Annotated in this window: 9 protein-coding genes; 3 read left to right on the top strand and 6 right to left on the bottom strand. The window is 67.6% G+C overall.

The features are described 5' to 3' along the window. Positions 1 to 21: 21 nt before the first annotated feature. Positions 22 to 678, bottom strand: coding sequence for an SIMPL domain-containing protein (locus ACX80V_RS10550; RefSeq protein WP_485843093.1), 657 nt, complete (start codon positions 676 to 678; stop codon positions 22 to 24). A gap of 2 nt (positions 679 to 680) precedes the next feature. Next, positions 681 to 1,163, bottom strand: coding sequence for a hypothetical protein (locus tag ACX80V_RS10545; protein WP_485843092.1), 483 nt, complete (start codon positions 1,161 to 1,163; stop codon positions 681 to 683). A gap of 202 nt (positions 1,164 to 1,365) precedes the next feature. On the opposite strand from ACX80V_RS10545, the gene pheS reads away from it, so the two are divergent. Genes pheS through ACX80V_RS10530 form a run of 3 tightly spaced genes read left to right on the top strand, consistent with a single transcriptional unit; the run spans position 1,366 to position 5,693 of the window. Further along, positions 1,366 to 2,427, top strand: a complete 1,062-nt coding sequence (gene pheS, locus ACX80V_RS10540; protein WP_485843091.1) for a phenylalanine--tRNA ligase subunit alpha — start codon at positions 1,366 to 1,368, stop codon at positions 2,425 to 2,427. Between the two features lie 2 nt (positions 2,428 to 2,429). Then, positions 2,430 to 4,973 (top strand): phenylalanine--tRNA ligase subunit beta, encoded by a 2,544-nt coding sequence (pheT, locus tag ACX80V_RS10535; RefSeq protein ID WP_485843090.1) that lies wholly within the window; start codon positions 2,430 to 2,432, stop codon positions 4,971 to 4,973. A gap of 12 nt (positions 4,974 to 4,985) precedes the next feature. Further along, positions 4,986 to 5,693, top strand: coding sequence for a 4'-phosphopantetheinyl transferase family protein (locus ACX80V_RS10530; RefSeq protein ID WP_485843089.1), 708 nt, complete (start codon positions 4,986 to 4,988; stop codon positions 5,691 to 5,693). Positions 5,694 to 5,720: 27 nt separating this feature from the next. Here ACX80V_RS10530 and ACX80V_RS10525 read toward each other — a convergent pair whose 3' ends face one another. From ACX80V_RS10525 to ACX80V_RS10510, 4 genes are all read right to left on the bottom strand, one after another. After that, positions 5,721 to 7,100: a M1 family metallopeptidase gene (locus tag ACX80V_RS10525; protein WP_485843088.1), complete on the bottom strand. Its 1,380-nt coding sequence runs from the start codon at positions 7,098 to 7,100 to the stop codon at positions 5,721 to 5,723. 51 nt (positions 7,101 to 7,151) lie between these two features. After that, positions 7,152 to 11,027, bottom strand: a complete 3,876-nt coding sequence (locus ACX80V_RS10520; RefSeq protein WP_485843204.1) for a Pls/PosA family non-ribosomal peptide synthetase — start codon at positions 11,025 to 11,027, stop codon at positions 7,152 to 7,154. A 187-nt stretch (positions 11,028 to 11,214) separates the two neighbouring features. Then, entirely contained in the window at positions 11,215 to 12,177 is a 963-nt protein-coding gene (locus ACX80V_RS10515) for a quinone oxidoreductase family protein (protein WP_485843087.1), read from the bottom strand. 160 nt (positions 12,178 to 12,337) lie between these two features. Next, a complete protein-coding gene (locus tag ACX80V_RS10510; RefSeq protein ID WP_485843086.1) occupies positions 12,338 to 13,429 on the bottom strand; it encodes a fatty acid desaturase family protein in 1,092 nt (363 codons plus the stop codon). Positions 13,430 to 13,465: the final 36 nt, after the last annotated feature.

Below are 13,465 nucleotides of genomic sequence, written 5' to 3'. Positions count from 1 at the left end.
CGCGCCGGGCTGCGGGAACCGTCAGGCCAGCAATTCCCACACCACGGTGACGCTGGCGTTAATGCTCGCGTGGCCCGCCTCCACGCTGATGGCTTCGCTGGCGGCGGCGCGCTGGATCCGGGCCACCGGGATGGGCCCGGGCGCATCTGGGTGCTCGGCAACGGACATCACCGCGCCAAGCCGCGCGGACGCCAAGGATGCAAACTGCTCGGCCTTGGCTGAGGCATCCTGCCATGCAGCGTCCCGGGCGAGGGAAGCGACGGCTGACTCATCCGAGAAGCCAAGTTCCAGTCCGTTCAGGCGCACGTCATCGCCGCCGGCATCTACAGCGGCCGCTATGACAGCGGACGCCGCGCTCACCTGCCGCAGGCGCACGGTGAGCACACTGGAGGTCACGTACCCGGTCACCTGCTGGCCCCCGCCGTCGCGCCAGACGAACTCCGGCCGGACGTTCAGCCCGGAGGTCCGGATGTCCGCGTCAGCCACGCCGTGCCGGCGGAGCGCACCGGATACAGCTGCGGACGCTGTTCCTGCATCCGCATAGGCGGCGCCCACGCTGTCCCGCCGGCACTCGACGCCCACAGAAATCGTCAGCAGGTCAGGTGGCGCCTCCGCCGTCCCCGCTCCGGTCACGGTGATGGTCCTGTTGCTTGTCGTGGTGTTGGGTTCGCCCGTCATTGTCAGACCTCGATTCCGCCGGCCCCATGGGGCGCCGGCTTGGGTGTCCTGATGTCAACGTAACCGCCGGCTGCCAGGCCGGCCTGCCGTTCGAAGAAATTTGCCGACGCCGGATTGCCCGTCCGGAGCTGCGACCAGCCGGCGGCCAGGAAATACAGCGGAAGGAAGGGCAGCCCCAGGCAGTAGGCGTACTGGCTGCAGTGCTTTTCCTCATGCCCCAGGAGCGCCGGATTAGACGTCAGTTCTTCAGTCCGGATCCGGCAGATGACCACGTTGCCCAGGGTGAAGGCCCCCGCAAACGGAATGCGCCACCGGTAGCCGGACGCTATGACCAGTCCGCGGGGGCCTTTGCTGACGGCGGTTCCCGCAGCCGCGGCAACGGCCAGGCCCAGCAGGGTAGTGCCGTTGGCCAGGTTGGCGAGCTGTCGTACCCGCTGCCCCGGCGTCAACAGCTGCGCGGCTGACAGGCCCTGCCCTTGTGTCATGAGGCCATGGTAGCCGGAGCCTTCACTTAGACTGGAGGATAGTGGCCGCCAGTTTTTGACCGGTGTGCCCTGACCTGGTCATCGAGTGCATTCAGCAAGCATGGATTCACGGAATGACCTGCCAGTGACGGATGCGCTGCCGGGTAACCGCGCGCGGCTGCACCCCTCACCGGCAGCCCCGACTCGTAGCTAAGAACAGTAGATGACTGAAACTTTGCCGGGCGCCGCCATCCCGAACCCTACGGATGAAGCCGCCATCACTGCCGCTGTAGACCAGGCCATCGCCGCCATTGCCGGCGCAGGCACCCTTGACGAACTCAAGGCGGTGAGGCTGGCGCACACCGGTGAGAAGTCACCGCTCAGCCTGGCCAACCGGGAGATCGGCGGACTGCCGAAAGACCAGAAAGCCATAGCCGGCAAACTCATGGGTTCCTCACGGGGCCGGGTCAACAAGGCGCTCGCGGACCGCACCGCGGAGCTGGAAGCACAAAACGACGCCCGGATCCTGCTGGAAGAGACGGTGGACGTCACTGCCGCACCCCGCCGTCGTCGGGCAGGAGCGCGTCACCCGCTCTCCACGCTGCAGGACCGCGTGGCGGACATCTTTGTTGGCATGGGCTGGGAAATCGCCGAAGGCCCCGAAGTGGAATCCGAGTGGTTCAACTTCGACGCCCTGAACTTCAAGCCGGACCACCCGGCCCGTGAAATGCAAGACACGTTCTTCGTGGAGCCGCCTGAGGCCCACCTCGTGATGCGGACGCACACCTCCCCGGTGCAGGTCCGTTCCATGCTGGAACGCGAGCTTCCGATCTACGTGCTGTGCCCCGGCAAGGTATTCCGCACCGACGAGCTCGATGCCACCCACACGCCCGTGTTCCACCAGTTCGAGGGCTTGGCCATCGACAAGAACCTGAGCATGGCCGACCTCCTGGGCACGCTGGAGCACTTCGGCCGGCAGATGTTCGGCGACGAGGCGTCCATCCGGCTGCGCCCGAACTACTTCCCCTTCACCGAACCCTCCGCCGAACTGGACATCTGGCACCCGGGCGCCAAGGGCGGCCCGCGCTGGATCGAGTGGGGCGGCTGCGGCATGATCAACCCCAACGTCCTCCGCGCCGCGGGCATCGACCCGGACATCTACTCCGGTTTCGCATTTGGCATGGGCATCGAGCGTGCGCTCATGTTCCGCAATGAAGTCGGCGACATGCGCGACATGATCGAAGGCGATGTACGTTTCAGCGAGCACTTCGGGATGGAGATCTAACAGTGCGTATCCCACTTTCCTGGCTGCGTGAATTCGCAGCAGTACCGGCCGGAGCAACGGCCGAAGACGTGATGGCCGAACTGGTCAAGGTCGGTTTTGAAGAAGAAGCGGTCCACCGCCCCACGGACACCCTGCAGGGTCCGGTTGTGGTGGGCCAGGTCCTGAGCATCGTCAAGGAACCCCAGACCAACGGCAAAACCATCAACTGGTGCCAGGTCCGGGTTGTCCCCGAAGGCCAGGAACAGACCCTCACAGGAGACGGCATCGACCCGTCCGGGGTGCAGGGGATCATCTGCGGTGCCCACAACTTCGTGGAGGGCGACAAGGTAGTAGTCACGCTGCCCGGCGCGGTCCTGCCCGGCGACTTCCACATCTCCGCGCGGAAGACCTACGGCCACCTTTCCGCCGGCATGATCGCCTCCGTGCGTGAGCTGGGCATCGGCGAGGACCACGACGGCATCCTGGTCCTGTCCCGGATCGGGCTTGATCCGGAAATCGGCACGGACGCCATGGAACTGCTGGGCCTCTATGACCAGGCCGCCGAGATCAACGTGACCCCGGACCGCGGCTACGCGTTCTCCATCCGTGGTGTGGCCCGTGAATACGCCCACGCCACCGGCACGGGATTCACAGACCCCGCGTCAAAGGTCCAGGCCCCGGCTGAGCTCTCCGGCGGCTATGGCGTGAAGCTCAACGACGACGCTCCGATCTACGGCAAGCCCGGCTGCGACCGTTTTGTGGCCCGCACCGTCCGCGGCGTCGACGCGACCAGGCCGACGCCGCCGTGGATGACCTCAAGGCTGCGGCTTGCCGGGATCCGCTCCATCTCCCTGCCCGTGGACATCTCCAACTACGTGATGCTCGAGCTTGGCCAGCCCACGCACTGCTATGACCTGGACAAACTGTCCGGCGACATCGTGGTCCGCCGGGCCGTGGCGGGGGAGAAGATCACCACCCTGGACGACAAGGAGCGCACGCTCGACGTCGAGGACCTCCTCATCACCGACGGTTCCGGCGCGATCGGCATTGCCGGCGTGATGGGCGGCGCAGCCACCGAGGTGAGCGATTCGACGTCGAACGTCCTGGTGGAAGCCGCACACTTCGACGAGGTGTCCATTGGCCGTTCCCGCCGCCGGCACAAGCTGCCGTCCGAGGCGTCCAAGCGCTTCGAGCGCGGCGTCGACTGGCACGTGGCGGATATCGCTGCGCAGCGTGTTGTTGACCTCCTGGTGGGCCTTGCCGGCGGGGTTGCTGACCAGGCGGGGACCGACGTCGGGACCGCACCGGACGCTGTGACCATCGCGCTGCCGGCAGCCTTCGCCGCCCAACGGATCGGCATCGATTTCACCGAAGGGCAGATCACCACCTCGCTGGTGGACCTCGGTGCCGTGGTGGAAAAAGTCGACGGCGGCTGGACCGTTACCGCCCCCAGCTGGCGCAACGACCTGGAAACCAAGGAAGACCTCTCCGAGGAAATCGCGCGGCTGGTGGGCTACGACAACATCCCCGCTACCCTTCCGGTGGCCCCTCCGGGACGTGGCCTGACCCGCGTGCAGCAGCAGCGCCGTCGGCTCATCCAGTCACTGGCTGACGCCGGTCTGACCGAAGTCCTGGCCTACCCGTTCGTCTCCAAGGCGGCCAACGACACGTTCGGCGTCGCCGAGCAGGGGGCGGCCCGGAGCGCGGTCAAGCTGGCGAACCCGATCAGCGAGGAACACGGCTTCCTCCGCACGTCCATCCTCCCCGGGCTGATCGAGGTGGCCAAGCGGAATTACTCCCGCGGGTTCCGCGACCTCGCGCTCTTCGAGTCGGGCCTCGTTTTCCTGCCGGGCGAGACCGTGGGTACGCCGTCCATCCCGCCGCTGGGCGTCAAGCCTTCCGACGAGGTACTGGATGCACTGTACGACGGCGTTCCGGACCAGCCGCTGCACGTCGCCGCTGTCCTCACGGGTCACGATTCACCCGCTGCCGCCGGCCACACGCCGCGCTTGTGGGACTGGTCCGACGCGCTTGACTTTGCCCGGCTCGCCGGGGATGTCCTGGGTGTGGAGGTTGTGGTCAGCCAGGGTGCGCACCAGGCGTTCCACCCGGGCCGTGCCGCGCAGCTCTCGCTGCGGACCGGTGAAGTAGTGGGTTACGCCGGCGAGCTGCACCCGAAGCTCCTGGCCGCGCACGACATGCCCGCCCGTTCGGTGGCGCTGGAATTCAACGCCGATGCCCTGTTCGAGGCAGCCGCGGACGTGATTGTGGCCCGCCACATCTCCACGTTCCCGGTAGCCACCCAGGACGTTGCCCTGGTGGTGCCGCAGGACATCCCCGCGGACCAGGTCCTCGAGGCCCTCCGCGAAGGCGCCGGCGAGCTGCTGGAGGACGTGGCGCTCTTCGACGTCTACGCCGGCAAGGGTATTGAAGAAGGCAGGAAATCGCTCGCCTTCGGGCTGCGTTTCCGGGCAACGGACCGGACGCTGACGGCCGATGAGGCTTCGGCTGCGCGCGAAAGCGCTGTGGCCCTGGCTGCAGAGCGCTTCGGCGCCGTCCAGCGCTAAGCGCGGATCCGGATGGCAGGACCTGCACCAGAGGTGGCGGCGCCGGCTTTGCCGGTGCCGGTCCTGCGGTCCTGCCCTCCCGGGTTTCCGGGCGGGCAGGAGCCGACGGCGGGCCGCCAGCCAGTAGCGCTGGGGCCTGCCGAGCTGGCCCGCGCGGCTGCCCTGGCGCCGGGCCCGCAGGCCGTCTTCATGGCTGGCAGGCGAGCCCTGCGGACGTTCGCGGCAGACCTGCTGGACATCCCGGCGTCGGACCTCACCACCCACTTCAGCTGCCCGCGCTGCGGGACCGGCCCCGAGCTATCGCACGGCAGGCCGGGCTATACGCTCAGGGGAGAGCCGGTGCCGCTCGCGCTGAGCCTGTCCCGGAGTTCCGGGTGGATCCTGTTGGGCGCAGTGGTGGATCCGCCTGCCGGGGTCACCCTCGGCGTGGACCTGGCGGACCCGTCGGGCGTGGCCTTTGAGGGGTTCGACGGCGTGGCCCTCACCGCTGCCGAGCGCGCGGCCCTCGCCGGGCTGGCCGGGCCGCAGCTGCTTCAGGAGCGGGCGCGGCTCTGGGCTCGGAAAGAAGCCTGGCTCAAGATGACCGGCGACGGCCTCGCCACGGCGCCGGACACCCTTGATGTCCTGTCCCGCCCGGAAATCCGGGACCTGGCCGCCGGCGAGGCGGGCCTCCCGCACAACCTCCGCGCCGCCGTCGCGGTTTCGCGCACCGGCAGCTAGCGACGTTGTTGTCAGCGCACTTGCTCGTCAGCGCACCGGCAGCGGCGGAAGGGCGGCCTCAAGCAGCCACGGGTGCAGCAGCGCCTCGGTGTCCAGGCCGGTGGCCCGGTCCGCGGCGAGAATAAAGGCCGCCGTGGACACTGAACCGTGACGGTGGGCATCCGTCCAGTCGTGCAGCAACGCAAAGAATGCCAGGTCGCCGCACCGGACCCGCAGGGCATGCAGGGCCAATGCTCCCCGCTTGTAGACGCGGTCATCAAACATAAGCTCCGGCCCGGGGTCGCCCACGATGATGTCCTGGCTGCCGGCGGCCAGTTTCCGCCAGGCTGCGGAGGCCCGGTTCGCGACAGGCAGGACGCCCGCCTCCTCCGACCAGATCCACTCCGCATAGCAGGCGAAGCCCTCGTGGAGCCAGATGTCCGACCATGATGCGGCAGTGAGGGAGTTCCCGAACCACTGGTGCGCGAGCTCGTGGGCGATGAGCCGCTGGGATTCCCACTCCTGCGTCAGGTGGTTACGGCCCAAAATGGAGAGCGTCTGCGCTTCAAGCGGTATTTCCAGCTCGTCTTCGGTCACCACCACGGAGTATTCCGGGAAAGGGTAGGGCCCGAAACAGCTGGCAAAGGTGCGCATCATCTCAGGCTGCCTCGCCAGGCCTTCGCGGGCCGTGTCGACCAACAGTGCCGGGACGGCGGCGAACTGCGGAACCTGCCCGTCCACGGGGAAGGGGGTCAGGGCGAGGAACTCATAGCGGCCGATCTGGACCGTGGCCAGGTAGGTGGCCATGGGCTCGGCCTGTTCGTAGACCCAGGTCTCGCGGCTGGCCCTGCTGGTGTGGGAGATCAGGGTGCCGTTACACACGGCCCGGTAATTGGCGTCGGTGGTCACACTGATCCGGTAGCTGGCCTTGTCACCGGGGTGGTCGTTGCACGGGAACCAAGAGGCGGCGCCGTTCGGCTGGCCGGCCACAAGGACGCCGTCGGTGAGTTCCTCCCAGCCCACCTCGCCCCAGAACCCGCGCCGGGGACCAGGGTTTCCTTCGTAGCGGATGTCGAGGGTAAATTCCTCGCCCGCCGGCAGTGCGGCCTCGGGCACAATGACCAACTGCCCGGCGCGCTGGCTGAACTTTTTTACCCGGCGCCCGCTGAGTTGGATCTTCGTGGCCCGGAGCCCGGTCAGGTCCAGCACAAGGGCCGCCGTCGCGTACCGGGTGACGGCGTTCAGGACCGCGCGCCCGTTCAGGCGGTTACTGCTGAGCTTGTAGTCAAGGTCCAGTTCGTAGCGGCTGACCTTGTACGCGTTCGTGCCATGGCCGGGCATATAGGGGTCGGGCGAAGATGCGCCGTGCTCCGAGGTGCGTGCAGGGCCGTTACTGGCGGCCGTGGGGCTCGGTGCGGGGGAACTCATAAGACGGTCTTTCCGATCAGCGTAGGGCGCAGGACAGCTGGTACAGCGGGGCTAGCGTGGTTTGGGAGCGGACGCTGCGGGACCGCTCCAGGGGCTCACCGGGTTGCCCATCCAATAAGTCGCGGCGGGAACGGATTCGCCCCGCATCACCAGCGAGGCCGGTCCTACAGTTCCACCGCTGCCGATGCTCGCCTGCGGCAGGATGACGCCGTGGGGGCCCATGGTTGCTCCGTCTTCGAGGGTAACAGTGTCCAGGCTCATGACCCGGTCATGGAACAGGTGGGTCTGGACCACACAGCCACGGTTGACGGTGGAGTTCCGCCCGAGGGTGACCAGGTCGGCTTCGGGAAGCCAGTAGCTTTCGCACCACGTACCGCGGCCGATCCGGGCGCCGAGCGCCCGGAGCCACCAGACCAGGGCCGGGGTCCCGGTGGCTGCCCGCGCGAACCAGGGGGCGCTGACCATTTCGATAAACGTATCAACCACCTCGTTGCGCCAAATGAAGGAGCTCCAGAGCGGGTGCTCGCCGGCCCGGATCCGGCCCACGAGGACCCATTTGGCGACGACGGCGCTGCCCGCGGCCACCGCGCCCGCCAGCAGCATCACGACGCCGCCCAGGGCTGCGGCAATCCCGTAGTTGTAGGCGGCAGCCAGCCAGTCAAAAGCAAGCATTACGCCGGCGGCGATCGCCACCGTTACCACCACGGGGATGAAGCGGCCCAGTTCCCAGAGGCAGCGGGCAAACTTGAGCCGCAGCGGCGGCTGGTAGGTGCGGGTGTCGTCCGAGGCGATGGCGGTGCGCCGGAGCCGCACAGGCGGGCTGCCCAGCCAGGACGTCCCGGACTTGGCCTTGGCCGGTGTGGCCGACAGGACGGCGACGAGTGAGTTCTTGGGGACATTCCGGCCGGCAGCGGTCATTCCCGAGTTGCCCAGGAAGGAGCGCTTGCCGATCTTCGCGGGCGCAATCCGCAGCCACCCGCCGTCGAGCTCGTAGGAGGCCACCATGGTGTCGTCGGCCAGGAAGGCGCCTTCGCCCACGGTGGTCATCTTGGGGATGAGCAGGACCGTGGAGGCTTCGACGTTCTTGCCGATCTTGGCGCCCAGCAGGCGCAGCCAGACCGGCGTGAAGAGACTGGCATAAACGGGGAAGAGCAGGTCGCGGGCCAGGTCCAGCACACGTTCCGTGGCCCAGACCTGCCAGCCGATCCGGCTGCGGACGCGGTAGTAGCCCTCCGCCAGGCCGATGCCGAGCAACCGGGTGGTGACCAAAATCAGCAGGAGGTTGACGACGAACCACACGAGGGCCGCGGGTGCGAGGGCCAGCAGGAGTTGCGGGACGGCTGCGGAGAGCGATTCAGTGCCTTGGATGAAGGCAAAGGCCACCAGTGCCGCGGCGGCGGCGGAGACGTAAGGGATCAGGGCCAGCACGGCTGAAGCCATGGCGAATCCGGCGAACCAGAGCCGGCCAATCAGCCGATGTTCGGCAGGAGTGTCCGGCAGCGAGTGCTTGGCCTTGCCCCGGCGCTCGGCCGGGGACCCGGCAACGTGGTGGCCGGCCTTCACCTTGCCGAGGACGGCCGAGCCGGGTTCCACCTGGGCTCCGGCGCCGATGGAAGCGCCGGGCATCAGCGTGCTGCGCGCCCCGACGCTGGCTCCTGCCCCGATATGGACGGCCCCGATGTGGACGATGTCCCCGTCGATCCACCAACCGGAAAGATCCACCTCAGGCTCGACGTTGGAGCCGCTGCCGAGGGAAAGCATCCCGGTGACAGGCGGCAGCGAGTGCAGTTGGACGTTGTTGCCGATCTTGGCGCCCAGCGCCCGGGCGTAGTACGGCACCCAGGGTGCGCTGGCGAGGCTGATGGCCCCGGCGAGGTCCTGGATCTGTTCGGCCAGCCAGAGGCGCACGTGCACCCGTCCGGAGCGCGGGTACGTTCCCGGCCCCACCTTCCGGAGCAGCATCCGGGCCGCGGCCACGGAAATCAGCATCCTGCCGGCCGGGGAGACGAAGACGAGCCAGGAGGCGGCCACCCACCACCAGGAAACGGTGGGGGCAGCGCTGAAGCCGGCCAACCCGGCCAGCACGTTGTTAGCCGCCATGAGGTAGGTCAGCCAGCGCATCCCCACCAGGATGTGCAAGGGAATGCCCATCAGCGTCTGGAAGACCTGGGACTTAAACGCGGTGGGGCGTACAGTCCGGGACGGCGCAGGTCCGGTGGCCACTCCGTCGGGAAGGGTCTGGCGGGCCGCATCAATCAGGGCACCGATCCTGGGTGTGGCATAAATGTCGGCGACCGTGATGGTCGGGTACCGGACCCTGAGGGCTGAGACCAGCTGGGCAGCGGACAGGGAGCCGCCGCCGAAGGCGAAGAAGTCGGCGTCGAGGCTTGTTACGCGGCTGCCAAGGACTGCAGTCCACTGTTCGGCCACCCAGGAGGCATCTTCGGGCAGGTTCAGGGGGGCAGCGTCGGCCTCCGCCGCGCCGGTGCCGGTCAGCGGCCAGGGCAGGGCACGGCGGTCCACCTTCCCGCTGGTTTTGGTAGGCAGGGAGTCGACGACGGTAAGCAGCGGAATGAGGGGCGCGGGGAGGCTCTCTGCCAGGAGTTCGCGGGCGGCCACCAGATCCAGGTCAGCGTCGGCGGCGGCCAGATAGCCCACCAGGATCTGGTTTCCTGCAGCGGTTGTCCTTACTGCCGCAGCAGCTCCGGCAACGTGCGGGAGGGCCTGCAGGGCGGCGTCAATTTCGCCCAGCTCGATGCGGCGTCCACCGAGCTTGACCTGTTCGTCGGCGCGGCCCATGAAGATCAGCCCGGCGGCTTCGTAGCGGACCAGGTCGCCCGAACGGTAGGCGCGGTCCCAGCCGAAGGACGGCATGGGCGCGTACTTCTCCCGGTCCTTGTCGGGGTCAAGGTATCGGGCCAGTCCGACGCCGCCGATAATCAGTTCGCCGATCTCCCCTTCGCCGACGGGCAGTCCTTCAGCATCCACTACGGCCAGGTCCCAGCCGTCCAGGGGCAGTCCGATCCGGACCGGACCGGGGCCACCCAGGGGAGCCGCGCAGGCCACTACCGTGGCCTCCGTGGGGCCGTAGGTGTTCCAGACTTCACGGCCCGGGACGGCAAGCCGCTCGGCCAGCTCGGGCGGGCAGGCCTCGCCGCCGAAAATCAGGAGCCGGACGCTCTCCAAGGACTCGGCCGGCCAGAGGGCAGCCAGCGTAGGAACGGTGGACACTGCGGTGATGCCGTGGCTGATGAGCCACGGGCCGAGGTCCGTTCCGGTCCTTACCAGGGCCCGCGGTGCGGGCACCAGGCAGGCGCCGTGACGCCAGGCAAGCCACATTTCCTCACACGAGGCATCAAAGGCGACGGAAAGCCCAGCCAGTACCCTGTCCTGCGGGCCGAGGGGCTCCGCCTGCAGGAAGATCCGGGCTTCGGCGTCAACAAAGGCGGCGGCGGAGCGGTGCTGGACCGCGACGCCCTTGGGCGTGCCGGTGGAACCGGAGGTGAAGATCACCCAGGCGTCATCGCCGGGCTCGGCGGAACGGCTTTCGGCAGCACGACGCTCGGCTTCACCGCGTTCAGCGGGTTCCGGGGAGTCAGGCACGGAGACCGCGGCCCCACCGGTGAGCACCCCGGCTACGCCAGCCTCACCGAAAACGAGCCGGGCACGTTCCTCAGGGTCGTCGGCGTCCACCGGAACGTAGGCGGCACCGATGTGCAGGATAGCGAGAATCGAGATGTAGAGCTCGCTGGTCCCGGACGGAATCCGCACACCTATCCTGTCGCCGGCGCCCAGCCCGGCGGCCTGGAGCTCCCGTCCTTTGGCCCGGACCGCGGCCATCAGGTCGGCGTAGCTCAGGGAACGCCGGCCGTCGTCGAGCGCTGAGGCCTCCGGGAAACGTGCCGCCGAGTCCGCCAGGATGGCCATGAGGGTCCGCTCGGGCGGGGCCAGGGGAAAACCGGCCAGCTGGGGGCGGTAGGGATCCTCCGGCAGGGATGCGACGACGTTTGACTGATGCTCATTCACGGACAGATTCTGCCTGAGTAAAGTGAACGCAAGGTGTCCAGAATTAGTTGAAGATTCATGTTCTGTTCACGTGTGCTGCCTGTATCCATCAGGGAACCAGCAGGACCTTGCCCGTGGTGCGCCGGCCCTCGAGGTCCTCATGGGAACGCCGCGCCTCCGCCAGGGGGTAGGTGGCGCCGATCCGTACCAACAGGCGCCCCTTTTCTGCGGCGGCGAAGATCTCCGCCGAGCGCCAGCGGCGCTCCTGCTCGTTGAGCAGGAAGTGGGCCAGGGACGGACGCGTCAGCGTCAGCGAACCGCCGGCGTTGAGGCGCTGCGGATCCACCGGCGGAACGGCCCCGGAGGCTGCCCCGAACAGGACCAGCATGCCTCGCGTGCGGAGGCAGGAGAGGGACCCGTCAAAGGTGTTCCGGCCGACGCCGTCGTACACCACGTCCACGCCTTTCCCGTTGGTGAGTTCGCGGACATGGTGGGGGAAGCCCTCGTACCGCAGCACGTGGTCGGCCCCGGCGTCGCGGGCAAGTTCTCCCTTGGCCTCCGAGGAAACCGTGGTGATGACGCGGGCGCCCCTCTCCTTCAGCAGTTGGATCAGCAGCAGGCCGACGCCGCCGGCACCGGCGTGCGTCAGTACTGTGTGGCCCGGTTCGACCTTGAAGGAGGAATTGATGAGGTAGTGGGCGGTCATGCCTTGGAGCGGCAAGGCAGCCGCCGTCAGGTCGTCGACGCCGTCCGGCACCGGAAGTGCCTTGGCCGCATCGAGCACCGCGTAGCCGGCGTAGCATCTAGTGCCCTCGGCCGTGGCCACCCTGCTGCCGACTGCGAAGTTTTCGACGCCTTCGCCGAGCCCCTCTACAGTCCCAGCGGCTTCCGAGCCAGGCGTAAAGGGGAACGGGACCTGGTACATGCCCCCGCGCTGATAGGTGTCGATGAAGTTCACCCCGGCTGCCGCCACCTTGATGAGCAACTGGCCGGGACCCGGCGTCGGATGGTCCACTTCGGCGAGCTCGAGGACTTCCGGACCTCCGGACTGGCGGGCAACGATGGCTTGCATAAAAGGTCTCCTCTCCGGGCGGGGGTTTCCCGCGGCCGGTGTCTCTGACCATCCTAGGGATACCGCTACCGACGACGAAGCGACGGCCGGTAACCGGCCGTCGCTTCGGGTCATACGGGGCAAAGTCATGCGGGGGAGCCCGCGTGGCTCGGGGTGCGTGCTAGAACCGCCGGGTCACCGTTGCCATGGGGCACTCGAAGTGGCGTCCGGCAGCGAGCCCCACTTCGTTGAGGTAGCGGACGATGATGCCGTAGGACTGCAGCAGTGTGGTTTCCGTGTAGGGAACCTGATGCTTTTTGCAGTACTCGCGGACGATCTTGGCAGCCTTGTCCAGCTGGGGGCGTGCCATGTCCGGGAAGAGGTGGTGCTCAGCCTGGCGGTTCAGGCCGCCGAGCAGGATGTCCATAAACCGGCCACCGGAGATGTTCCGTGACGTCAGGACCTGGCGGCTGAAGAAGTCCACGCGGCTGTCCGCGGGCAGGACCGGCATGCCCTTGTGGTTCGGCGCGAAGGAAGCACCCATGTAGAAACCGAAGACGGCGAGCTGCACGCCGATGAACGCGAACGCCATCCCGAGCGGCAGGAACGTAAATGCCAGCACGGGCAGGAGGCTAAGCCGGACCAGCAAAATGGGAAGCTCCACCCAGCGGTGTGTCACCTTGGCCCGACGGAAGACGAACTTCACGGAATCGATCTGCAGCCCCAGGCCAACAAGGAACAGTAGCGGGAAGAAGAACCAGCCCTGCTTGCGGGTCAGGAACGAAAACCTGCCCTGCCGTGTGGCGGCACCTTCGGTGTGGAAGGCGATGGCCCCCGTGGCAATGTCAGGATCCTTCGAAATGACGTTGGGGTGGTTGTGGTGGGCGCCGTGCTTCTGCTCCCACCAGGAATAGCTCATGCCGGCAACCGAGGTGGCCAGGATCCTGGCGGTCCAGTCGTTGGCGCGGCGGGACGCGAAGATCTGGCGGTGCCCGGCCTCGTGGGCCAGGAAACTCAGCTGTGTGCAGAGGATCCCGACGGCCGCGGCGATAAGGAGCTGGAACCAGCTGTCGCCGATCAGGGCAAAGCCGAACCAGGTGGCGGCCATGAGGAGTACCAGGCTGGCAAAGAGCGTGATGTAGAAACCGACGCGGCGTTCCAGCAGGCCTTCAGCCTTGACGCTCTTCAGCAGCTCCGAATAGCTCAGGACAACGGCGTTGGGCTGCCGGACACGCGATTTAGGGCGCTCAGACGTGGGGAACGTGGTGGTCATGGAGCGGGGCCTCGTAACTGTTTCGGGCAACGGTGC

Source organism: Pseudarthrobacter arbutini, from assembly GCF_054510915.1.
The sequence above is the reverse complement of the archived record's forward strand: the minus strand, read 5'-3'. Positions and strand labels throughout refer to the sequence as shown.